The following is a 23,373-nucleotide window of genomic DNA, read 5'->3' as shown; positions in this document are numbered from 1 at the left end:
GGTCAATAAGTAAACTCCAATGCTTTTGAAATTTGGTTTTAAAATCAACGCGCTGTTTCTGCAAATATTTGCAAAAACTGATTGCGAGCGAGGTCACACTATGCCGGGCAAGTTAAAAATGGAGGAGATCGCGTCCCTGACGGGCTATTCCGTGAGCACGGTTTCCAGGGTGTTGAGCGGCAAGTCTTATACCAGCGAGAAGGCCCGGGAAGCGATTGTCCGCACCGCGCGGGAGCTTGGCGTGCTGGAGTCGATGGCGAGCGGACGACTGTTAATTAACGGAATCGCTGTATTTGCGCCTGAAAGAACGTTTCAGGGACGTGGGGATATTTTTTATCTGGAAGTAACCAAAGGCATTGCGGAAGCCAGCGCGCGCCACAATGTCTGGATCAGTTATTGCGGACTGGAAGAACAAAATGCGGACGTGAAGTTATTTATGGAAAAGGCCAGCCATAAAAATATAAACGCAATAATTATCATTGGTACGGATGATTCAACCATATTTAAACTAGCCAGCACCCTGAATAAACCCTGTGTATTAATTAATTCCGTAGACCGGGACCGGGTGCTGGATTCGGTTTCGCCCGATCACCGCGCGATTGGCTTTACCACAATGCAATATCTCTTCGAACAAGGCCATCGCCGCGTGCTGACCATTACCTGTCTTCGCCGCGACACGCTCTATGCCAGGCTGGACGGCATTAAAGAGGCGTACCGGCATTTTCACGTGGCGTTCGAGCCGCAGCGGGATTTACTGGTCACGGAGTGGTTTACCGCTGAAGAGGCTGAGCGCGAACTGGATGCGTGGCTGTTACGTCACGACAGAGTGCAGTGGCCTGAGGTCATTTTTCCCAACAGCACCAGTATGACCGAGGGCGTGCTGAAGGCGTTACAGCGGCATGGTCTACGCGTACCGGAAGACATCTCCATCATCACCACTGATTTTGCCTGGAATCTGGCAAATCGGCTTGAAAAGCCCATCACGGGGATCACGGTGCCGTGTCGTGATTTGGGTATAGAAGCGGTGCATTTGCTGCAAACGCGGCTGAACCGACCACAGGCACCGGTGTTTAACCTGCTGTTGCAGGGGAAAGTTATTGATTACGGTTCGGTGAGTAATGCCACGCGCCACGCGGCTCGCGTGGCGCTGCTGGAGTAATCAGGCCTGCTGTGGGGGCAGGCAAACGCCGATGCCGCCAATTCCGCAATAGCCGTACGGATTTTTATGCAGATACTGCTGGTGGTCGTCTTCAGCATAGTAGAACGGTTTCGCGGTAGCGATTTCCGTCGTGACCTGACGTTTATCACCGGCCGCCTGCATCGCTTCCTGGAAACGCGTCAGGCTGGCGTGCGCCGCGGCCTCCTGTTCAGGGGTGAGCGGATAGATGGCCGAACGGTATTGGGTGCCGTGATCGTTACCCTGACGCATGCCCTGCGCCGGGTCATGGTTTTCCCAGAATACCTGGAGCAGCTGTTCATAGCTGATGATGCTCGGGTCATACACCACACGCACCGCTTCGGCGTGACCGGTCTCACCGGAACAAACTTCGCGGTAGGTTGGGTTAGGCGTATATCCTCCGGTGTAGCCCGCAGCGGTGCTGTACACGCCCGGCAGTTGCCAGAAGAGACGTTCTACGCCCCAGAAGCAGCCCATGGCAAACAGGGCGATCTCCATGCCATCAGGAACGTTTGTCATTGAATGGTTGTTTACGGCGTGTAACGTTGCCACTGGCATAGGGGTGTTGCGTCCCGGTAATGCATCGGCTTGTGATACCAGATGCTTTTTATCGAATAAACTCACGGTGGGGCCTCCCGGGTAGCGTTGTTTCGGTTAAGGTTGTCACGAAGCGTTTAATTGAACACAATAAATGCGATGAATGAGTCTAGATTTAATCATAAGAAATATTTGGGTGTTGCACCCTTTTTCAACCCGTGATTTGGGTTTTTGGCTATCAGGCCGTATTTTGCCGCGGAGCGGCACTGCATTTGCTTCCAGGGTGGAAACAGGGATATTCAGGAGAAAACGTGACAAAGATCCGCCAGTTATGTTTAGTCAGTTTAATGCTGACCAGCGGGATTGCCAGCGCGGCGAATGTCCGTTTGCAGGTTGAGGGGTTATCCGGGGCGCTGGAAAAAAACGTGCGTGCGCAGCTTTCTACTATCCAGAGCGATGAGGTCACGCCGGACAGGCGTTTTCGCGCGCGCGTGGATGACGCCATTCGCGAAGGCCTAAAGGCGTTGGGGTACTACGAACCCACCATTGATTTCGATTTACGCCCGCCGCCGGCGAAAGGACGCCAGGTATTGATTGCCCGCGTCTCGCCGGGCGAACCCGTCCTGATTGGCGGCACAAACGTGGTGCTGCGCGGCGGTGCGCGCACGGATCGGGACTACCTGGATCTGCTCAGCACCCGCCCGAAAGTGGGCACCGTACTTAATCACGGGGATTACGATCGTTTTAAAAAATCCTTAACCAGCGTTTCGCTGCGCAAAGGCTACTTTGACAGCCAGTTCAACAAAAGCCAGCTGGGCGTTGCGCTTGAGCGACGTCAGGCATTCTGGGATATCGATTACGACAGCGGCGAGCGCTACCGGTTTGGCGATGTGACCTTCGAAGGATCGCAAATTCGTGACGAGTATCTGCAAAACCTGGTGCCGTTTAAAAAGGGCGACTACTACCAGTCCAGCGACCTGGGCGAGCTGAACCGTCGTTTGTCCGCAACGGGCTGGTTTAACTCCGTGGTGGTGGCGCCGGAATTTGATAAATCCCGTAAAACGAAAGTGTTACCGCTGCATGGCGTGGTCTCTCCGCGCACCGAGAACACCATTGAGACCGGTGTCGGCTACTCCACGGACGTCGGCCCGCGCGTGAAAGCCTCGTGGAAAAAACCGTGGATGAACTCCTACGGCCATAGCCTGACCACCAGCGTCAGCCTCTCTGCGCCCGAACAGCAGCTGGACTTCAGCTACAAAATGCCGCTGCTGAAAAATCCGCTTGAGCAATACTACCTCGTGCAGGGCGGCTTTAAGCGTACCGATTTGAACGATACCGAGCAGGATTCGACGACGCTTGCGGTATCACGCTTCTGGGATCTCTCCAGCGGCTGGCAGCGCGCCATTAACCTGCGCTGGAGCCTCGACCACTTTACCCAGGCAAACGTCACCAACACCACCATGCTGCTTTATCCGGGCGTGATGATCAGCCGTACCCGCTCGCGCGGTGGCCTGATGCCGACCTGGGGCGATTCTCAGCGCTACTCCATCGATTACTCCAACACTGCCTGGGGCTCCGACGTAGACTTCTCCGTCTTTCAGGCGCAAAACGTCTGGATCCGCACGCTGTACGACAAACACCGCTTTGTGATGCGCGGCAATCTTGGCTGGATCGAAACCGGTGATTTCGAACGCGTCCCGCCGGATCTGCGCTTCTTCGCCGGGGGCGACCGCAGCATTCGCGGGTATAAGTACAAATCGATCTCACCTGAAAACGACAAAGGCCAGTTGACCGGGGCCTCCAAACTGGCGACCGGCTCGCTGGAGTACCAGTACAACGTCAGCGGCAAATGGTGGGGCGCCATGTTTGTCGACGGCGGCGAAGCGGTGAACGACATCCGCCGCAGCGATTTCAAAACCGGCGCGGGTGTGGGCGTGCGCTGGCAGTCACCGGTCGGGCCGATCAAGCTCGATTTCGCCGTTCCGGTGGGCGACAAAGATGAACACGGTTTACAGTTTTACATCGGTCTGGGGCCTGAATTATGAGTTTATGGAAGAAGATAAGCCTCGGGGTGCTGATTTTTATCGTATTACTGCTCGGTACGGTGGCGTTTCTGGTGGGCACCACCACGGGCCTGCATCTGCTGTTTAACGCTGCGAACCGCTGGGTGCCGGGGCTGGAAATCGGCCAGGTGACGGGCGGCTGGCGCGATCTGCGCCTGAAAAATATCCGTTATGAACAGCCCGGCGTGGCGGTCAACGCGGGCGAGTTTCATCTGGCGGTCAAGCTCGGCTGCCTGCGGGACAGCCAGCTGTGCGTAAACGATCTGTCGCTAAAAGATGTGAACGTGGCGATAGACTCCAAAAAAATGCCGAAATCTGAGCCTGTCGAAGAAGAGGACAGCGGCCCGCTGAATCTCTCCACGCCGTACCCGATTGCGCTCTACCGGGTCGCGCTGGATAACGTCAATATCAAAATCGACGACACGACGGTATCCGTGATGGATTTCACCTCCGGCCTGCGCTGGCAGGAGAAAAATCTCACCCTGACCCCAACCTCCCTGCAAGGGCTGCTGATTGCGCTGCCGAAGGTGGCCGACGTGGCGCAGGAAGAGATCGTCGAGCCGAAGATCCAGAACCCGCAGCCGGAAGAAAAACCGCTGGGCGAAACGCTGAAAGATCTCTTCTCGAAACCGGTTCTGCCGGAGATGACCGACGTGCATCTGCCGCTGAACCTCAATATCGAAGAGTTTAAGGGCGAGCAGTTGCGTCTGACCGGCGATACCGATCTGACGGTCTTCAACATGCTGCTTAAAGTCAGCAGTATCGACGGCAACATGAAGCTCGACGCGCTGGATATTGATACTAACCAGGGGTCGGTCAACGCTTCCGGCAATGCGCTGCTGCGCGACAACTGGCCGGTAGATATTACGCTGAATAGTGCCCTGAACATCGATCCGCTGAAAGGCGAAAAGGTGAAGGTGAAAGTCGGCGGCGCGCTGCGCGAGAAGCTGGAGTTCGGCGTGAACCTCTCCGGACCGGTGGATATGGTGCTGCGCGGGCAAACCCAGCTGGCAGAGGCCGGTCTACCGCTCAACCTTGAGGTTGTCAGCAAGCAGCTTTACTGGCCGTTCACCGGCGAAAAACAGTTCCAGGCTGACGATCTGAAGCTGAAGCTGAGTGGCAAAATGACCGACTACACGCTGTCGTTCCGTACCGCAGTGAAGGGGCAGGGGGTACCGCCTGCCGATATCACCCTGGATGCGAAGGGTAACGAGTTGCAGGTTAACCTCGACAAGCTGACCGTGGCGGCGCTGGAAGGAAAAACCGAGCTGACCGCGCTGCTCGACTGGCAGCAGGCGATCAGCTGGCGCGGCGAGCTGAAGCTGACCGGGATCAACACCGCTAAAGAGGTCCCGGACTGGCCGTCAAAACTGGATGGCCTGATCAAAACCCGCGGTAGCCTGTACGGTGGCACCTGGCAGATGGACGTGCCGGAACTCAAGCTTACCGGCAACGTGAAGCAGAACAAAGTCAACGTAGAGGGCTCGCTTAAGGGCAATAGCTATCTCCAGTGGGTGATCCCGGGCCTGCACGTGGCGCTGGGTCGCAACACGGCGGATATTAAAGGCGAGCTGGGCGTGAAAGACCTCAATCTGGATGCCACCATCGACGCGCCAAATCTCGATAACGCCCTGCCGGGTCTTGGCGGCACGGCGAAGGGGTTACTGAAGATTCGCGGTACGGTGGAGGCGCCGCAGCTGCTGGCGGACATCACCGCCAATAACCTGCGCTGGCAGGAACTTTCCATTGCCCGCGTGCGCGTCGAGGGAGACGTGAAATCCACCGATCAGATCGGCGGAAACCTGGATCTGCGCGTGGAGCGTATCTCTCAGCCGGACGTGAACATCAGTCTGGTCACACTGGCAGCAAAAGGGAACGAAAAGCAGCACGATCTCCAGCTACGCGTGCAGGGCGAGCCGGTCTCCGGGCAGCTGCACCTGACGGGCAGTTTTGACCGTCAGGCGACGCGCTGGAAAGGCGTGCTGGATAATACCCGCTTCAGCACGCCGGTCGGCCCGCTGGTGCTGTCGCGGTCTGTCGCGCTGGATTACCGCAACGCGGAGCAAAAGATCAGCATTGGACCACACTGCTGGACCAACCCAAATGCTGAGCTGTGCGTGCCGCAGACCATTGATGCGGGTGCGGAAGGACGCGCGCAGATCAATCTCAACCGTTTCGATCTGGCGATGCTGAAACCGTTTATGCCGGAAGCCACGCAGGCCAGCGGTGTCTTTAGCGGTAAAGCGGATGTCGCGTGGGACACCACCAAAGAGGGGCTGCCGCAGGGCAGCGTTACGCTCTCCGGGCGTAACGTGAAGGTGGCGCAGGAGGTCAATGACGCGACGCTGCCGGTGGCGTTCGACACCCTGAATGTGAACGCTGACCTGCGTAACAATCGCGCAGAACTCGGGTGGCTGATCCGCCTGACCAACAACGGTCAGCTTGACGGACAGGTGCAAATTACCGATCCGCAAGGCCGGCGCAATCTCGGCGGCAACGTCAATATTCGCAACTTCAACCTGGCGATGGTGAATCCGATTTTCTCGCGGGGAGAAAAGGCGGCGGGGATGCTCAGCGCCAACCTGCGTCTGGCGGGGGATGCGCAAAGCCCGCAGCTGTTTGGCCAGATGCGGTTAAACGGCGTGGACATTGACGGTAACTTTATGCCGTTCGATATGCAGCCAAGCCAGCTGACGATGAACTTTAACGGCCAAAGCTCAACCCTCAGTGGCTCAGTGCTGACGCAGCAGGGACAAATCAACCTGAGCGGTGACGCAGACTGGAGCCAGCTCGACAACTGGCGCGCCCGTATTGCGGCCAAGGGCAGCAGGGTGCGTATCACGGTACCACCGATGGTGCGCCTGGACGTGTCGCCAGACGTGGTCTTTGAGGCAACGCCGAGTCTCTTCACCCTGGACGGTCGTGTCGACGTACCGTGGGCGCGCATCGTGGTTCACGAGGTGCCGGAAAGCGCGGTTGGCGTCTCCAGTGATGAAGTTATGCTCAATGAAAATCTGAAACCTGTTGAACAGAAGAGCGCTGGCATACCGATCAATAGTAATCTTATCGTGCACGTGGGGAATAACGTGCGTTTGGACGCGTTTGGGCTGAAGGCGAGACTGACGGGTGACCTGAAAGTGGCGCAGGATCAACAGGGGCTTGGCCTGAATGGACAAATCAATATTCCTGAAGGGCGCTTCCATGCCTACGGTCAGGATTTGATTGTGCGTAAAGGCGAACTGCTGTTCTCCGGTCCACCGGATCAGCCGGTGCTAAATATCGAAGCGATTCGTAACCCCGATGCCACCGAAGATGATGTGATTGCAGGCGTACGGGTAACCGGCTCCGCCGACGAACCTAAGGCAGAGATCTTCTCTGACCCGGCCATGTCGCAACAGGAAGCGCTCTCTTACCTGCTGCGCGGCCAGGGGCTGGATAGTCAACAGGGCGATGGTGCGGCAATGACATCGATGTTAGTCGGTCTGGGGGTTGCACAAAGTGGTCAGGTTGTGGGTAAAATCGGCGAGACGTTTGGCGTAAGCAATCTGGCGCTGGACACGCAGGGCGTGGGTGACTCTTCGCAGGTGGTGGTCAGCGGCTATGTACTGCCGGGTCTACAGGTAAAATATGGCGTGGGGATCTTTGACTCACTGGCTACACTCACGTTACGTTATCGCCTGATGCCTAAGCTATATCTGGAAGCAGTGTCCGGCGTAGACCAGGCACTTGATCTGCTCTATCAGTTTGAGTTTTAGCAATGCGAATATTTGTTTACGGCAGTTTACGAACCAAGCAAGGCAACAGCCACTGGATGACCAACGCCCAGTTGCTGGGAAATTACACAATCGAAAACTATCAGTTGTACAGTCTGGGCCACTATCCAGGCGCGGTTCCGGGGAACGGAACGGTACAGGGTGAGGTTTATCGTATTGATAATGCTACGCTGGCCGAACTTGATGCCTTGCGCACCAGGGGCGGTGAATATGCTCGCCAGTTGATCCAGACGCCTTACGGCAGTGCATGGATGTACGTGTACCAACGTTCGGTGGAAGGGTTAACGCTGATTGAAAGCGGTAACTGGTTAGACAGAGACCAGTTCTGAAAAACGACAACGCCACCGTAAGGTGGCGTTGTCGTTTTGCGCCTCTTACTGATTGCAGGCCCGAGCGGCGCATCGACAGCCACAAAAAAGCCCCGACGCGCGGGGCTTAGTACCAGCAGTAAGAATTACTTCTTAGCCGCGCGCTCGAAGGACGCGATGATTTCTGCTTTCGCCGCTTCGGCGTTATCCCAGCCTTCAACTTTAACCCATTTGCCTTTTTCGAGGTCTTTGTAGTGCTCGAAGAAGTGGGCGATCTGCGCTTTCAGCAGCTCTGGCAGGTCGTTCACATCTTTAATGTGATCGTACTCTTTGCTCAGCTTGGTGTGCGGTACGGCAACCAGTTTCGCATCTTCACCCGCTTCGTCAGTCATTTTCAGCACGCCAACAGGACGGCAGCGAATGACGGAGCCTGGCTGCAATGGGTATGGCGTTGGAACCAGTACGTCAACCGGGTCGCCGTCCAGAGACAGAGTGTGGTTGATGTAGCCGTAGTTGCATGGATAGAACATGGCGGTAGACATGAAACGGTCAACGAACAGCGCACCGGTGTCTTTGTCGATTTCGTATTTGATTGGATCTGCGTTGGCCGGGATTTCGATAACAACGTAGATGTCTTCTGGCAGTTCTTTACCCGCAGGGACGTTGAGTAAGCTCATGTCGGTGTCCTTTAAAATGGATGGTAAACAAGTGGCAGGTATTATAGCCAACTGACGCTGAAAGTCTCCGCCTGTTTTCGTCTTCTCTCCCTCGCCCCTTCATTTTTTAGACCGTTGCCATGACAGGATAATCCATAAACTTAGCCGCATTTTAAATGTTGAAATGAAAGCGATTACAAACTTGTGATTAACGTTTTATTCACTTTTCTGAAGTGTGATGTAACGCAATCCGTAACATATTTCATTGGCTATAGTTCATCCGCGGAACATCTTTTAACCAACAATAATCTACCCTACGAGGACGTTCATATGTGGAAGCGCTTACTTCTTGTTACAGCAGTTTCGGCAGCCATGTCGTCTATGGCGATGGCCGCACCCTTAACCGTTGGATTTTCGCAGGTCGGATCAGAATCCGGCTGGCGCGCCGCTGAAACGAATGTGGCGAAAAGTGAAGCCGAAAAGCGCGGTATTACGCTGAAAATCGCCGATGGTCAGCAAAAGCAAGAGAACCAGATTAAGGCAGTGCGCTCGTTTATCGCTCAGGGCGTGGATGCCATCTTTATTGCCCCGGTTGTCGCCACGGGCTGGGAGCCGGTGCTTAAGGAAGCCAAAGATGCTGAAATTCCGGTGTTCCTGCTCGATCGTTCCATCGACGTAAAAGACAAATCTCTCTATATGACCACCGTCACCGCCGATAACGTGCTGGAAGGCAAACTGATTGGTGACTGGCTGGTGAAGCAGGTGGATGGCAAGCCGTGTAACGTGGTGGAGTTGCAGGGAACGGTTGGTGCGAGCGTGGCAATCGACCGTAAGAAAGGTTTCGCGGAGGCCATCGCCAAAGCACCAAACATTAAGATCATTCGCTCGCAGTCCGGCGACTTCACCCGCAGCAAGGGTAAAGAGGTGATGGAAAGCTTCATCAAGGCTGAAAATAACGGCAAAAATATCTGTATGGTTTACGCCCACAACGACGACATGGTGATCGGTGCCATCCAGGCTATCAAAGAAGCGGGCCTTAAGCCGGGTAAAGATATCCTCACTGGCTCCATCGACGGCGTACCGGATATCTACAAAGCGATGATTGACGGCGACGCGAACGCCAGCGTAGAGCTGACACCAAACATGGCGGGCCCGGCATTCGATGCGCTGGAGAAATTCAAGAAAGACGGCACGATGCCTGAGAAAGTGACCGTCACCAAATCCACGCTCTACCTGCCGGACACGGCGAAAGAAGAGTTAGAGAAGAAGAAAAATATGGGCTACTAAGCCCCTCACCCCGCACCCTTTTCCCTCTCCCCGGAGGGGAGAGGGAAAAGGGCGGGTTGGGCAGAAAATTAAAGATGGGCACGACACAGTCCCCTCTCCCCTCAAGGGAGAGGGTCAGGGTGAGGGGGAAACCATGACCACTGAACAACACCAGGAAATCCTCCGCACAGAGGGCCTGAGTAAATTTTTCCCTGGCGTTAAGGCGCTGGATAACGTTGATTTCAGCCTGCGGCGTGGGGAGATCATGGCGTTGCTCGGCGAAAACGGGGCGGGGAAGTCGACGCTGATTAAAACCCTGACCGGGGTCTATCACGCCGATCGCGGCGCTATCTGGCTGGAAGGTAACGCCATTTCGCCCAAAAACACCGCGCATGCGCAGCAACTGGGGATCGGCACGGTCTACCAGGAAGTGAACCTGCTGCCAAACATGTCGGTAGCGGATAACCTGTTTATTGGCCGCGAACCCAGACGTTTTGGCCTGCTGCGCCGTAAAGAGATGGAAGCGCGCGCCGCGAAGCTGATGGAATCGTATGGCTTCTCTCTCGACGTGCGCGAACCGCTGAACCGTTTTTCCGTGGCGATGCAGCAGATCGTTGCCATCTGTCGCGCGATCGATCTCTCGGCGAAGGTGCTGATCCTCGATGAACCCACCGCCAGCCTCGACACCCAGGAAGTGGAAATGCTTTTTACCCTGATGCGCCAGCTGCGTAATCAGGGCGTCAGCCTGATTTTCGTGACGCATTTCCTCGATCAGGTTTATGAGGTGAGCGATCGTATTACGGTGCTGCGAAACGGCAGCTTTGTCGGCTGCCGGGAAACCCGCGAGCTGCCGCAGATAGAGCTGGTCAAAATGATGCTGGGCCGCGAGCTGGAGACCAACGCGCTCCAGCGCGCGGGCCGTACGCTGCTGAGCGACAAACCGATCGCCGCGTTTCACGATTATGGCAAAAAAGGGACCATCGCACCGTTTAACCTGGAGGTACGCCCCGGTGAAATTGTGGGTCTGGCGGGGCTGTTAGGCTCCGGGCGCACCGAAACCGCCGAAGTGATCTTCGGGATCAAACCTGCCGACAGCGGAACGGCGCTGATCAAAGGCAAACCGCAAACGCTACGTTCACCGCATCAGGCATCGTGCCTCGGCGTGGGCTTCTGCCCGGAGGACAGGAAAACGGACGGGATCATTGCCGCCGCTTCGGTGCGGGAAAACATCATTCTGGCGCTACAGGCCCAGCGCGGCTGGCTGCGTCCGATCCCGCGTAAAGAGCAGAACGCGATTGCCGAGCGCTTCATCCGCCAGCTCGGTATACGTACCCCGAGCGCGGAACAGCCCATCGAGTTCCTCTCGGGCGGTAACCAGCAGAAGGTGCTGCTCTCTCGCTGGCTGCTCACCAAACCGCAGTTCCTGATCCTCGACGAGCCCACGCGCGGTATCGACGTGGGTGCGCATGCCGAAATTATCCGGCTTATCGAAACGCTGTGCGCCGACGGGCTGGCGCTGATGGTGATCTCGTCTGAGCTGGAGGAGCTGGTCGGCTATGCCGATCGCGTCATCATCATGCGCGATCGCAGGCAGGTGGCAGAGATCCCGCTGGATAAACTGTCCGTTCCGGCGATCATGAATGCCATCGCGGCGTAAGGAGTCAAATGTGATGTCCCGTTCTCTTTCGCAAACTGGCGAAGCGAAGCGTCGCTTCAGCTGGCCGGCCGGCACGCCGCAAATCCTGGCGCTGCTGCTGGTGCTGCTGGTGGATAGCCTGGTGGCTCCGCATTTCTTCCAGATCGTCGTCCAGGATGGCCGCCTGTTTGGTAGCCCGATCGACATCTTAAACCGTGCCGCGCCCGTGGCGCTGCTGGCGATTGGTATGACGCTGGTTATTGCCACCGGCGGGATCGACCTCTCCGTCGGTGCGGTCATGGCGATTGCAGGCGCTACCGCCGCCTCAATGACCGTTGCCGGACACAGCCTGCCGGTGGTCCTGCTCGCCGCGCTGGGCTCCGGCGTGCTAGCCGGGCTGTGGAACGGCATTCTGGTCGCGGTGCTCAAGATCCAGCCGTTTGTTGCGACGTTGATTTTGATGGTGGCCGGGCGCGGTGTGGCGCAGCTTATCACCTCCGGTCAAATTGTCACCTTTACCTCCCCGAGCCTGGCGTGGATCGGCAGCGGCAATTTTCTGTTCTTCCCGACGCCGGCGATCGTCGCGCTGGTGACGCTGGTGGTGTTCTGGCTTTTCACCCGCAAAACGGCGCTCGGGATGTTCATCGAAGCGGTGGGGATTAACATCCGGGCCGCGAAAAACGCCGGGGTGAATACGCGGCTGATGGTGATGCTGACTTACGTGCTGAGCGGCGTCTGTGCCGCGATTGCCGGGGTGATTGTGGCCGCCGATATTCGCGGAGCGGATGCCAACAATGCCGGGCTCTGGCTGGAGCTGGATGCGATCCTCGCGGTGGTTATCGGCGGTGGGTCGCTGATGGGCGGACGTTTTAATCTGCTGCTCTCGGTGGTGGGGGCGTTGATTATTCAGGGTATGAATACCGGTATTTTGCTCTCCGGGTTCCAGCCGGAGCTTAATCAGGTCGTCAAAGCGGTCGTGGTGCTTATCGTGCTTATCGTGCAGTCGCCGCGCTTTATCACTCTCATTAAGGGGTTCCGCGGTCATGATAAAACGTAATTTGCCGTTAATGATCACGCTGGGCGTGTTCGTGCTGGGTTACCTCTACTGTCTGACCCAGTTCCCGGGCTTCGCCTCCACGCGGGTGATTTGCAACATCCTGACCGACAACGCGTTTCTCGGGATTATCGCCGTCGGCATGACGTTTGTGATCCTCTCCGGCGGGATAGATCTCTCCGTCGGGTCGGTGATCGCCTTTACCGGCGTATTCCTTGCTAAAGCGATTGGCGACTGGGGAATTTCGCCGCTGCTGGCTTTCCCGCTGGTGCTAATCATGGGCTGTGCGTTCGGTGCCTTTATGGGGCTTTTGATCGACGCGCTGAAACTCCCGGCGTTTATCATCACCCTCGCGGGAATGTTCTTCCTGCGCGGCGTAAGCTATCTGGTGTCGGAGGAGTCGATTCCGATTAATCACCCGATCTACGACACGCTCTCCAGCCTGGCGTGGAAAATCCCCGGTGGGGGGCGCCTGAGTGCAATGGGGCTGCTGATGCTGGGCGTGGTGGTGGTCGGGATCTTCCTCGCCCACCGTACCCGGTTTGGTAATCAGGTTTATGCCATTGGCGGCAGCGCCACGTCCGCGAACCTGATGGGAATTTCCACGCGCAGCACGACCATTCGCATCTACATGCTGTCGACCGGGCTGGCCACGCTGGCGGGAATTGTGTTCTCGGTTTATACCCAGGCAGGTTATGCCCTTGCAGGAGTAGGCGTTGAGCTGGACGCCATTGCCTCGGTGGTCATTGGGGGGACGTTGCTCAGCGGCGGAGTGGGGACGGTGCTCGGCACGCTGTTTGGCGTGGCGATCCAGGGGCTGATTCAGACCTATATCAACTTCGACGGCACGCTCAGCTCCTGGTGGACCAAGATCGCCATCGGCATTCTGCTGTTTATTTTTATCGCTCTCCAGCGCGGTCTGACGGTACTCTGGGAGAACCGCCAGAGCTCGCCTGTTACTCGTGTGAATACATCTGTAACAGAGCGATAACATACTGAAATTGCTTAAACTCTAAACATTTTCCGGTAGCGGCCGATACTCTTTTTTTATGCCCAGAAATATCTCGCTACCGGAAATAACATCATGCTTAAAACGCTATCGATTCGTACCGGCTTGCTCTCTTTACTGGCCGTTATGACCCTTCTGCTGCTGATTGTCAGCGGCATCGGCATTTATGCCCTTACCCAAAGTTCCGCTTCTCTCCAGCGCATCAATCACCTTCAGGGTGAACAGATGGTGCAATTGAATGCCGGCTATACGCTGATCCTGCGCGCGCGTAACGAAGCGGGGCAGGCCGTCCGCATGATGGAGGTCGGCCTGCTGGACGATGCGGCCAATGCGGTCAAAAACATTAACCAGGAAGTGGCGCTGGCACAGAAAACGCTGAAGGGCGTGATCGGCAGTGGCGTGGCAGATGAGCAGGGACAAAAGCTGCTGGATAACGTCGCCGCCAGCCTGGCGGTGTACAACCAGCAGGGTATCAGCCCGATGCTGAAAGCCCTGAACGAGCAAAGTGCGGACAGCTATTACGATCTGCTGGAAAACAAGCTGGTCCCGGTGGCGAAGCAGTTTGATAACGCTATGCAGGCGTTCCAGGCATGGAGCGAGGCGCGCGGCAAAGCGGAGGTGAGCGCCGTGCAGGCGAGTAAAACCCGCGTGCTGATCCTGATTATCGTCGCGGCGCTGCTGACGGCTGGCATTATCGTGCTGGCCTGGCGGGTGCTGCGCCATATGCTGCTCACGCCGCTTTCAGCCTCGATTGCCCAGCTGGAACACGTGGCGGCCGGGGATTTAACCCATACCCTGAACGCGCCGGCGAGCCAGGAATTTAATCGCCTCAACGCGGCGATCGAAGAGATGCGCCAGTCGCTGATGGACTCGGTTCTGCGGGTGCGTGACGCCAGCTCGCAGATTGATACCGGCAGTCGCGAGCTGACGGCCGGGAATATGAACCTGGCCCAGCGCACGGAATCCACCGCCACCTCGCTGGAGCAGACGGCCGCCAGCATGGAAGAGATCACCGCCACGGTGAAGCTTAACGCCGACAATGCCGAGCAGGCGCACCAGCTGGCCAAATCGGTCTCTGATACCGCCGATCACGGGAGCGAAATGGTCTGCTATGTTATTGAGAAGATGCGCGACATCTCCGGCAGCTCGGCGCGCATCGCCGATATCCTGAGCGTCATCGACGGCATTGCGTTCCAGACCAATATTCTGGCGCTGAACGCCTCTGTTGAAGCGGCGCGTGCGGGCGAGCAGGGACGGGGGTTTGCGGTCGTGGCGGGTGAGGTGCGTAATCTCGCCAGCCGCAGTGCCGATGCGGCGAAAGAGATCCGCTCCCTTATCAGCGATTCACAAACTCACGTGAGCGAAGGCAGCGAGCTGGCACAGCAGGCCGGTGAGACGATGGACGAGATCGCCACCGAAGTGCTGCGTATGACCAAACTGATGCGTGAAATTGCGACGGCGTCTCAGGAGCAGAGCCGCGGTATTGAGCAGGTGAATATCGCCGTCAATCAAATGGATGAAACGGCGCAGCAAAATGCGGCGCTGGTGCAGCAATCCTCTGCGGCAACACGTTCGCTGGAGGCGCAGTCGCGCGAGCTGATGGAAGCGATGGCTTCCTTCAAGCTGACGATGCAAACGGCCTGAAAAAAAGGGAGCCTGCCTGGCTCCCCTTTTCGTGCGTTACGCGTCCGGGAATTCGCGGATCATGCGTTCAACGTCATCCACCATATGGCGGTTGCCGACGAAGAATGAACGGCGCTGGTGCAGGCTTTCCGGCACGATATCCAGAATACGCTCTTTACCGTCGCTTGCCTTGCCGCCCGCCTGCTCGGCCAGGAACGCCATTGGGTTGCACTCGTACAGCAGACGCAGCTTCCCGTCCGGGTGGCTGGCGGTGCTAGGGTAGAGGTAAATACCGCCTTTCAGCAGGTTGCGGTGGAAATCCGCCACCAGCGAGCCGATATAGCGCGAGGTGTATGGGCGCTGCGTGGCTTTATCCTCTTCCTGACAGAATTTGATGTACTTCTTCACGCCGTTCGGGAATTTGATGTAGTTGCCTTCGTTGATGGAGTAGGTATTGCCCTTCTCCGGGAAGCGCATACGCTCCTGGCACAGGCAGAACACGCCCAGGGACGGATCGTAGGTAAAGGCGTGTACGCCGCAGCCGGTGGTGTACACCAGCATGGTTGACGAGCCATACACCACATAACCGGCTGCGACCTGTTTACTGCCCGGTTGCAGGAAGTCTTCTTCCGTCACCGGTGTGCCAACCGGCGTGACGCGGCGGTAGATGGAGAAAATGGTACCGACAGAAACGTTAACGTCGATGTTGGAGGAGCCGTCCAGCGGATCCATCAGAACAACGTATTTCGCGTGTTCACACCCTTCGAATACGACGATCTCATCTTCTTCTTCAGAGGCGATACCCGCAACGATGTCGCGCGCGCGCAGTGCTGCTTTCAGTTTTTCATTGGCGAACAAGTCGAGTTTCTGCTGAACCTCACCCTGAACGTTCTCGGCACCGCTGGCACCCAGGATATCGACCAGACCGGCCTTGTTGATATCGCGGTGGATGATCTTAGCGCCCAGCTTTATTGCCGACAGCAAAGCAGTGAGCTCACCCGTAGCATGAGAGAACTCGTGCTGCTTTTCGACAATAAATTCACCTAACGTTTTCATAACACTTTCCCTGCATCTTATGTTGAGTAAAGCGGTTGATGTCCAACAATCTTAACAAACATTCAAATATTAGCGCAGAGGTGAATCGCGCCAGCAAAATACGGATTTACCTGAAATGCGTTTCACAGCCGCTGACATGTGAGTAAAATGTGCGCCACATTGAAGAAGGATAGTGACGTATGCGCATTCATATATTGGGGATTTGTGGCACTTTCATGGGCGGACTGGCAATGCTGGCGCGCTCGCTGGGCCATGAAGTGACAGGTTCGGACGCCAATGTGTATCCGCCGATGAGCACGCTGCTGGAGAAGCAGGGAATTTCTCTGATTCAGGGATATGACGCCAGCCAGCTGGAGCCGCAGCCGGATCTGGTGATCGTGGGTAACGCCATGACCCGTGGGAATCCATGCGTTGAAGCGGTGCTGGAACGCAATATCCCGTACATGTCTGGCCCGCAGTGGCTGCATGATTTTGTCCTGCATGACCGCTGGGTTGTCGCCGTAGCCGGGACGCACGGCAAAACCACGACCGCCGGTATGGCGACCTGGATCCTCGAAGCCTGCGGCTACAAGCCGGGCTTCGTGATTGGCGGCGTACCGGGTAATTTCGACGTCTCCGCGCGTCTGGGCGACAGCCCGTTCTTTGTGATTGAAGCGGATGAGTACGACTGCGCATTCTTCGACAAGCGATCCAAGTTCGTGCATTACTGCCCACGTACGCTGATCCTCAACAACCTTGAGTTCGATCATGCGGATATCTTTGACGACCTGAAAGCGATTCAGAAACAGTTCCACCATCTGGTGCGCATTGTTCCGGGTCAGGGCCGCATTATCCTGCCGGAGAACGACATCAACCTGAAACAGACCCTGGCGATGGGGTGCTGGAGCGAGCAGGAGCTGGTGGGCGAGCAGGGCCACTGGCAGGCGAAAAAACTCAGTGCGGATGCTTCCGAATGGGAAGTGCTGCTCGACGGTCAGAAAGTGGGCGAGGTGAAGTGGGGCCTGGTGGGCGAGCACAACATGCACAATGGCCTGATGGCGATCGCCGCGGCGCGTCACGTGGGTGTACTGCCTGCGGATGCGGCCAATGCGCTGGGCACGTTTATCAATGCCCGTCGCCGCCTGGAGCTGCGCGGTGAAGCGAATGGCGTGACGGTGTATGACGATTTCGCGCACCACCCAACCGCTATTCTGGCGACGCTCGCCGCATTGCGTGGCAAAGTTGGCGGCACCGCGCGCATTCTGGCCGTGCTGGAACCGCGTTCGAACACCATGAAAATGGGTATTTGCAAAGACGATCTTGCGCCGTCCTTAGGACGTGCCGACGAAGTCTTCCTCCTGCAACCGCAGCATATTCCGTGGCAGGTGGCTGAAGTGGCCGAAGCATGCATCCAGCCGGCGCACTGGAGTGCGGACGTGGATGTTTTAGCGGATATGGTGGTGAAAGCCGCACAGCCTGGAGACCACATTCTGGTGATGAGCAACGGCGGATTTGGTGGGATCCATCAAAAGCTGCTGGACGGCCTGGCGAAGAAGGCCGAGGCCGCAGAGTAAAAAAAGCCCGGTGGCGTTAGCGCTTACCGGGCCTACATTTTGCACGACCTTGTAGGCCGGATAAGGCGTTTACGCCGCCATCCGGCGCAAAACCGCACAGATTACTCTTCGTTCTCAGACAGCTCGCGCAGATACTGGAAAATCAGGCGCGCAGACTTCGGCGGCTTATTCCCTTCTTTCTCTTTCTTCGCGTTGCGGATAAGCGATCGCAGCTGCTGGCGGTCGGCATTCGGCCACAGGTTCAGCACTTCAGGTACCGCGTCATCACCTTGCTCGATCAAACGATCGCGGATCTGCTCCAGCTTATGGAACAGCGCAACCTGCTGGTTGTGGCGGTTTTTCAGTTTGTCCAGCGCCTGACGGATCGGCTCCACGTCGCGCTGACGCAGCAGTTTCCCGATAAGCTGAAGCTGGCGGCGACGCCCTTCTTTCTTGATTTTCTGTGCCAGTTCAATGGCATCACGCAGATCCTGGTCGAGCGGGATCTTATCCAGCGCGTTTTTACCCAGTTCTACCATTTCCGCGCCAAGCTGTTTTAACTCTTCGGCGTCACGTTTAATTTCACTTTTACTGACCCAGATGATCTCATCATCTTCGTCTTCGATGTCATCACCGGGAACGTCGTCGAGCCAGTCTTCGGGCTGCTTAGTCATGTCAGGCTCCTTAAAAAAAGAGGCTAATGTTACCAGTTAAGACGCGCACTGAAAAACGGTTCTCTGTTAGACTTCACATAACTCTCTCTTACAGTATGGCATTTGCGATGAAAGTAACCTCACAAGTTGAAGCGCAGCGTAAGATCCTGGAAGAAGCCGTCTCTACCGCGCTGACGCTCGCTTCAGGTAAATCAGATGGCGCCGAAGTGGCGGTCAGCAAAACCACCGGCATTAGCGTGAGCACCCGCTATGGCGAAGTGGAGAATGTAGAATTTAACAGCGATGGCGCGCTGGGGATCACCGTGTATCACCAGAATCGCAAAGGCAGCGCGTCGTCTACCGATCTCAGCCCGGATGCCATCGCCCGTACGGTGCAGGCAGCGCTGGATATCGCGCGGTACACCTCCCCGGATCCTTACGCTGGCGTGGCCGATAAAGAGCTGCTGGCGTTTGACGCGCCGGATCTCGATCTGTTCCATCCGGCGGAAGTGACACCGGACGAAGCCATTGAGCTGGCCGCGCGAGCCGAGCAGGCCTCTTTGCAGGCTGACAAACGCATAACCAATACCGAAGGCGGCAGCTTTAACAGCCACTACGGCATCAAAGTGTTTGGTAACTCCCATGGCATGTTGCAGGGGTACTGCTCAACCCGCCACTCGCTTTCCAGCTGCGTCATCGCCGAAGAGAACGGCGATATGGAGCGTGATTACGCGTATACCATTAGCCGCGCGCTGGGGGATTTGCAGTCTCCGGAGTGGGTGGGAAAAGCGTGTGCCGAACGCACGCTGTCACGCCTTTCGCCGCGTAAACTCTCCACCATGAAAGCCCCGGTCATTTTTGCCAACGAAGTGGCAACCGGCCTGTTTGGTCATCTGGTGGGGGCGATTGCGGGCGGTTCGGTGTACCGTAAATCGACCTTCCTGCTCGACTCGCTGGGCAAGCAGATCCTGCCGGAATGGCTGACCATCGAAGAGCATCCGCATCTGTTGAAAGGGCTGGCCTCGACGCCGTTCGACAGCGAAGGCGTGCGCACGGAACGTCGTGATATCGTTAAAGACGGCATTCTGACCCAGTGGCTGCTGACCAACTACTCCGCGCGTAAGCTGGGGCTGAAAAGTACCGGGCACGCGGGTGGCATCCACAACTGGCGCATTGCCGGACAGGGCCTGAATTTTGAACAGATGCTCAAAGAGATGGGCACCGGCCTGGTGGTCACAGAGCTGATGGGGCAGGGTGTGAGCGGTATCACCGGCGACTACTCTCGCGGTGCGGCGGGCTTCTGGGTTGAAAACGGTGAAATTCAGTATCCGGTGAGCGAAATCACCATCGCCGGCAACCTCAAGGACATGTGGCGCAATATTGTCACGGTTGGTAACGATATTGAAACACGCAGCAATATTCAGTGTGGTTCTGTATTACTGCCGGAGATGAAAATCGCCGGGCAATAATCCTCGTAAGAGCGTGATTAATAATAAAAAAAGGAAGTGAGCAATGCGTAAACACCTGTTAGCGATCGTCGCGGCTTCAACGCTGGTTCTTGGCTCGTCTGCGTTTGCTGCCGATCTCGAAGACAACATGGACATCCTCAGTGAAAACCTGAAGGTGGTTCAGAAAACGGACAATGCGGCGGAAATGAAAGGCGCACTGACCAAAATGCGTGAAGCGGCGCTGGATGCGCAAAAAGCGACGCCGCCGAAGCTGGAAAGTAAAGCGGCGGACAGCGCCGAGATGAAAGACTACCGCCACGGCTTTGACGTGCTGGTCGGCCAGATTGACGGCGCGCTGAAGCTGGCGAACGAAGGCAAAGTGAAAGAAGCCCAGGCGGCAGCCGATCAGTTTGTCGCGACCCGCAACACGTACCACAAAAAGTATCGTTAATTGGGTGCCTGAGCTGTACGTCCTCTCTCCGTATGCGGAGGCGCATTATGCGCCCCCGCATCGTTGCTCCCTACTGGCCGGAGCGACAATCCATCCGCGCTGTCACTTCAAGCGAGCCGTTACGAAAACGGATCTCGCACAGTGTTTTCCTCGTCACCAGCGTTAAAATGATTATTGTCAAAGCAACAATCATCAAAACCCGGATAATTGGGGATTGGCGTTTCATGGATGCCTCCTTGCATTAAAGCGGGCGAGGTAGCGAACTCCACGGTCCGACGTGTCGTTTCGAGCCCCCGCCCTGATTTTTTATCAGGCGGGGCTTTCCACTTTCCGTCCCATGCCTGAGACGGTCAGTCTCAAGCACCCGGCGCCACTCTAACGGATCCCTATAAGAAAACCTTATCCACGTCACATTTCTACGAGCCTGCTCGTAATCTTTTCCACTCCGCTTACCTGTTTAGTGCCGCGTATTAGCGTGATATTCATCACGTAAATATCTCGATCTCTCCAGATTCACCGCATTTATGTGGCACAGATCACTGCCGCTGCTCGCCTTTCCACTTTGAAGTGGAAAACAACTCGCTACAAACAATTCCCCCTCGCCGTTAGTTTTATTCCAGAGCCAATAACGGGGTAAGACGAGTGATTAACGGAGCGGTAATGAACGACGTTGGGGAACAGGCGGTGCAAACAGAACAGCTCGCGAACACCATGCTACAGCAGGTCTATGCCCTGCTGGCCCGGCACAACATCATCCCCAATGCAGTACAAGAGCAAATGCTCACCTCCCACGTTCGTGCCATGGCGCACCGGTCCGTGACCGGCGAGCCGCTGCCGGAGGTAGAAGCAGAACTGTTCGACGAAATTTCACCAGATTCAATGCAGCTTGCCCGTGAAGTGGTAGCGCAGTTTGGCAATCTTCCTGATGAAGAGGCCTGGCTGCTCTCCGTTCACTTCGAAGTCGCAAAAGACAACCTTTAAGGAGCAACACATGGAACAGATTACAGTCGTGATTGGCGATCGCCTGGGTAAAGGTCAGAAAGTGGCGGCCGGGGTGGAAAAAGCCGGTGGACGCGCGGTGGTGGTGCCGGGCATGGCCGCGGATATGAAGCTCGGTGACGTGATGAAAGCAGAAAACGCCACCTTCGGCATCTCTTTCTGCGGCAGCGGCGGCGCGGGCGCGATTACCGCACAAACCAAATATGGCTACAAGGCCAAATACGGCATGCGTTCGGTGGATGAAGGCGTCACTGCCATCAACGAAGGCTGCAACGTGCTGGGCTTCGGCTTTATGGATAAAGAAGAGCTCGGCGAGCGTCTGGTGCAGGCGTGGCAGAAGAAACACGGCGCATAAGCATGAAAGAACAGTTCACAACCACGGTGAGGGTGAAGGGGAAGGGCGACGCCAAAGCGCGCGCCTTTGCCGACGCGCTCAACCACGTTCAGGCCGCGGTGATGAAAGCCTCACCGCATATCTTACTGCGTATTGAGCCACAGGATGTGCAGGTCGTTCAGGCGCTAGAAGCGGTGCGGAAAGAAGCGTTTCTGTTCTTCTTTCTGCGCCGGGAGAGACGCACCTACAGCGTGGAGCTGGATGTGACCGTCAACGTGACCGCCATCAATCTCGATCGGGTGGATTTCGTCACGCAACGCTGATTATTCATAAAAGGGCAGACTGATGTTCTTAATTATATTAATAAAATCGCTCATCATTGGCGGCCTGGTTGGCGTCGGTGTTGGAGCCGGGGCTGCACGCATGTTTCATGCGCCTACCACTCAGGGTATGGGCGCGTTTCGTACGTTGGGGGAACTGAACTCCTGCGAAGGGGATCCGGCTTCTCACTTCTCCTTTGGGTTAGGTTTCTTCTTTAACGCCTGGGCCTCTTCCGTGGCCGCAGGTGCTTTCACACAGGACGTTGACCACCGCATCATCCCGAACTGGGGTGCTGCTGCACTGATGATCAAAAACCGTAACGTCGGCGAAACGCTGCACGATCCGCGCAAAATGGCGATTGCCTGTGGCGTGATCGGCATGATCGTCGTGACTTTCCTTAACCTGACGGCCTCCTCCGTTCCGGCAGCGCTCCAGGTCACCGCCGTGAAGGTACTGGTGCCCGCCGCGAACCTGCTGGTCAACACCGTCATGCCGGTGATCTTCTGGCTGGCGGCCATCGACGCGGGTAAAAAATCGGGCTTCTGGGCCACCATCTTTGGCGGCGCGGCGCAGCTGATTATGGGTAACGCCGTACCGGGCCTGGTGCTGGGGATCCTGATCGGAAAAGGCGTGGAAGAGAGCGGCTGGAACCACGTCACCAAAGTGATGATGGCGGCGATCGTCCTGCTGTTCGTGCTGAGCGGCTTCTTCCGCGGCTTCGACATGAAGATGATCGAATCCTTCCATCTGACCGTGCCGAACTGGCTCGACATGATCCACAACTCGCTCAGCGGTAAATAACAGGAGCCTCTAAATGGAACAGAATAAAGGTTTTTGGTATGCCGACTGGTCGTTCCCGATCTTCGTTGGCCTGCTCTCCTCCGGCGTCTTTGCCGGGACGCACATGTACTACCTCTACGGCATCGGCGCGTTTAACGAAGTGGCCTTCGTGGCGATGCTGAAAGCGGGCATTGATACCGGCGTTTACGGCGCGGTGGCGGCATTCGGCGCAAGCTTCCTGTTCGCCCGCATCATTGAAGGCTCACTGGTGGGTATTTTGGATATCGGTGGGGCGATCCAGACCGGCGTAGGCCTCGGCGTACCGGCGCTGCTGCTGGGCGCGGGGATCATGTTCCCGGTGACCAACTTTATTGCCTCGCTGATTACCGGCCTGGTGATTGGTCTGGCGATTGGCTACGTCATCATCCTGGCGCGTAAGTTCACCATCAACCAGAGCAACTCTACCTACGGCGCTGACGTGATGATGGGCGCGGGTAACGCCTCAGGCCGCTTCCTCGGGCCGTTGATTATCCTCAGCGCCATGACCGCCTCCATTCCTATCGGCGTCGGTTCCCTGGTGGGGGCGCTGCTGTTCTACATCTGGCAGAAGCCAATTACCGGTGGCGCCATCCTCGGCGCAATGATTTTGGGCTGGCTGTTCCCGGTCGCCCTTTAATCCCTGCGGGCGCCGCTGCGC

General features: G+C 56.8%; 22 protein-coding genes. 17 read left to right on the top strand and 5 right to left on the bottom strand.

All coding sequences use genetic code 11. The features are described from left to right. Nucleotides 1-100 precede the first annotated feature (100 nt). Nucleotides 101-1,159, top strand: coding sequence for a LacI family DNA-binding transcriptional regulator (locus G6Q29_RS09065; protein WP_165465340.1), 1,059 nt, complete (start codon nt 101-103; stop codon nt 1,157-1,159). Here the strand turns inward: G6Q29_RS09065 and msrA are convergent, their stop codons facing one another. Further along, entirely contained in the window at nt 1,160-1,801 is a 642-nt protein-coding gene (gene msrA, locus G6Q29_RS09060) for a peptide-methionine (S)-S-oxide reductase MsrA (RefSeq protein ID WP_165465339.1), read from the bottom strand. Between the two features lie 224 nt (nt 1,802-2,025). On the opposite strand from msrA, the gene tamA reads away from it, so the two are divergent. The 3 genes from tamA to G6Q29_RS09045 are packed head-to-tail and all read left to right on the top strand — an operon-like array spanning nt 2,026 to nt 7,879. Beyond that, entirely contained in the window at nt 2,026-3,759 is a 1,734-nt protein-coding gene (gene tamA, locus G6Q29_RS09055) for an autotransporter assembly complex protein TamA (RefSeq protein ID WP_047052606.1), read from the top strand. Further along, nucleotides 3,756-7,532 (top strand): autotransporter assembly complex protein TamB, encoded by a 3,777-nt coding sequence (gene tamB / locus G6Q29_RS09050; protein WP_165465338.1) that lies wholly within the window; start codon nt 3,756-3,758, stop codon nt 7,530-7,532. The genes tamA and tamB overlap by 4 nt, the downstream gene beginning before the upstream one ends. A gap of 2 nt (nt 7,533-7,534) precedes the next feature. Continuing rightward, nucleotides 7,535-7,879 carry a gamma-glutamylcyclotransferase family protein gene (locus G6Q29_RS09045; protein ID WP_165465337.1) on the top strand — a complete coding sequence of 115 codons (345 nt, stop codon included), beginning with the start codon at nt 7,535-7,537 and terminating at the stop codon, nt 7,877-7,879. A gap of 125 nt (nt 7,880-8,004) precedes the next feature. Here the strand turns inward: G6Q29_RS09045 and ppa are convergent, their stop codons facing one another. Next, nucleotides 8,005-8,535, bottom strand: a complete 531-nt coding sequence (gene ppa / locus G6Q29_RS09040) for an inorganic diphosphatase (RefSeq protein WP_006810347.1) — start codon at nt 8,533-8,535, stop codon at nt 8,005-8,007. A gap of 309 nt (nt 8,536-8,844) precedes the next feature. Between ppa and ytfQ the strand changes: the two genes are divergently transcribed. The 5 genes from ytfQ to G6Q29_RS09015 all read left to right on the top strand — a co-directional run bounded on the left by ytfQ (nt 8,845) and on the right by G6Q29_RS09015 (nt 15,123). Further along, nucleotides 8,845-9,801, top strand: a complete 957-nt coding sequence (ytfQ, locus tag G6Q29_RS09035) for a galactofuranose ABC transporter substrate-binding protein YtfQ (protein ID WP_165465336.1) — start codon at nt 8,845-8,847, stop codon at nt 9,799-9,801. 133 nt (nt 9,802-9,934) lie between these two features. Then, the gene (gene ytfR, locus G6Q29_RS09030; RefSeq protein WP_165465335.1) at nt 9,935-11,437 is read left to right on the top strand and encodes a galactofuranose ABC transporter, ATP-binding protein YtfR; all 1,503 of its coding nucleotides are present in this window, start codon (nt 9,935-9,937) and stop codon (nt 11,435-11,437) included. A gap of 10 nt (nt 11,438-11,447) precedes the next feature. Further along, nucleotides 11,448-12,473 carry a galactofuranose ABC transporter, ATP-binding protein YtfT gene (gene ytfT / locus G6Q29_RS09025; protein WP_165465334.1) on the top strand — a complete coding sequence of 342 codons (1,026 nt, stop codon included), beginning with the start codon at nt 11,448-11,450 and terminating at the stop codon, nt 12,471-12,473. Further along, entirely contained in the window at nt 12,460-13,461 is a 1,002-nt protein-coding gene (gene yjfF / locus G6Q29_RS09020) for a galactofuranose ABC transporter, permease protein YjfF (RefSeq protein ID WP_165465333.1), read from the top strand. Before ytfT ends, yjfF begins: the two co-directional genes overlap by 14 nt. A gap of 93 nt (nt 13,462-13,554) precedes the next feature. Beyond that, nucleotides 13,555-15,123 carry a methyl-accepting chemotaxis protein gene (locus G6Q29_RS09015; protein WP_165465332.1) on the top strand — a complete coding sequence of 523 codons (1,569 nt, stop codon included), beginning with the start codon at nt 13,555-13,557 and terminating at the stop codon, nt 15,121-15,123. Between the two features lie 36 nt (nt 15,124-15,159). Here G6Q29_RS09015 and fbp read toward each other — a convergent pair whose 3' ends face one another. Continuing rightward, entirely contained in the window at nt 15,160-16,158 is a 999-nt protein-coding gene (gene fbp / locus G6Q29_RS09010) for a class 1 fructose-bisphosphatase (protein WP_003856070.1), read from the bottom strand. A gap of 179 nt (nt 16,159-16,337) precedes the next feature. Here fbp and mpl point away from each other — a divergent pair, with 179 nt between their 5' ends. Further along, complete coding sequence (mpl, locus tag G6Q29_RS09005; RefSeq protein WP_165465331.1) at nt 16,338-17,711, top strand: UDP-N-acetylmuramate:L-alanyl-gamma-D-glutamyl-meso-diaminopimelate ligase; 1,374 nt, start codon at nt 16,338-16,340, stop codon at nt 17,709-17,711. Nucleotides 17,712-17,812: 101 nt separating this feature from the next. Here the strand turns inward: mpl and yjgA are convergent, their stop codons facing one another. After that, nucleotides 17,813-18,364: a ribosome biogenesis factor YjgA gene (gene yjgA, locus G6Q29_RS09000; protein WP_003856072.1), complete on the bottom strand. Its 552-nt coding sequence runs from the start codon at nt 18,362-18,364 to the stop codon at nt 17,813-17,815. A gap of 95 nt (nt 18,365-18,459) precedes the next feature. On the opposite strand from yjgA, the gene pmbA reads away from it, so the two are divergent. Both pmbA and cybC read left to right on the top strand, forming a co-directional pair. After that, nucleotides 18,460-19,812, top strand: a complete 1,353-nt coding sequence (gene pmbA, locus G6Q29_RS08995; protein ID WP_165465330.1) for a metalloprotease PmbA — start codon at nt 18,460-18,462, stop codon at nt 19,810-19,812. A 43-nt stretch (nt 19,813-19,855) separates the two neighbouring features. Next, a complete protein-coding gene (gene cybC, locus G6Q29_RS08990) occupies nt 19,856-20,242 on the top strand; it encodes a cytochrome b562 (protein WP_014830441.1) in 387 nt (128 codons plus the stop codon). A 70-nt stretch (nt 20,243-20,312) separates the two neighbouring features. On the opposite strand, the gene G6Q29_RS08985 is transcribed toward cybC, so the two are convergent. Further along, nucleotides 20,313-20,468 (bottom strand): Hok/Gef family protein, encoded by a 156-nt coding sequence (locus tag G6Q29_RS08985; RefSeq protein ID WP_045908049.1) that lies wholly within the window; start codon nt 20,466-20,468, stop codon nt 20,313-20,315. Nucleotides 20,469-20,884: 416 nt separating this feature from the next. On the opposite strand from G6Q29_RS08985, the gene G6Q29_RS08980 reads away from it, so the two are divergent. Genes G6Q29_RS08980 through G6Q29_RS08960 form a run of 5 tightly spaced genes read left to right on the top strand, consistent with a single transcriptional unit; the run spans nt 20,885 to nt 23,352 of the window. After that, on the top strand, nt 20,885-21,223 hold the full coding sequence (locus G6Q29_RS08980; RefSeq protein ID WP_026080657.1) for a PRD domain-containing protein: 339 nt from the start codon (nt 20,885-20,887) through the stop codon (nt 21,221-21,223). A gap of 10 nt (nt 21,224-21,233) precedes the next feature. Beyond that, on the top strand, nt 21,234-21,596 hold the full coding sequence (locus G6Q29_RS08975; RefSeq protein WP_006179053.1) for an SFCGS family glycine-rich protein: 363 nt from the start codon (nt 21,234-21,236) through the stop codon (nt 21,594-21,596). 2 nt (nt 21,597-21,598) lie between these two features. After that, nucleotides 21,599-21,898: a DUF4312 family protein gene (locus tag G6Q29_RS08970; protein WP_165465329.1), complete on the top strand. Its 300-nt coding sequence runs from the start codon at nt 21,599-21,601 to the stop codon at nt 21,896-21,898. Nucleotides 21,899-21,920: 22 nt separating this feature from the next. Next, the gene (locus G6Q29_RS08965; RefSeq protein ID WP_008501408.1) at nt 21,921-22,697 is read left to right on the top strand and encodes a DUF4311 domain-containing protein; all 777 of its coding nucleotides are present in this window, start codon (nt 21,921-21,923) and stop codon (nt 22,695-22,697) included. 13 nt (nt 22,698-22,710) lie between these two features. Next, complete coding sequence (locus tag G6Q29_RS08960; RefSeq protein ID WP_003856081.1) at nt 22,711-23,352, top strand: DUF4310 family protein; 642 nt, start codon at nt 22,711-22,713, stop codon at nt 23,350-23,352. The last annotated feature ends 21 nt before the right edge of the window (nt 23,353-23,373 follow it).

The organism is Enterobacter cloacae (assembly GCF_011078175.1).
In the GTDB taxonomy this organism is placed as follows: Bacteria; Pseudomonadota; Gammaproteobacteria; order Enterobacterales; family Enterobacteriaceae; genus Enterobacter; species Enterobacter cloacae_Q.
Note: the sequence above shows the minus strand (reverse complement) of the source record. Positions and strands in the feature narration are given on the sequence as shown.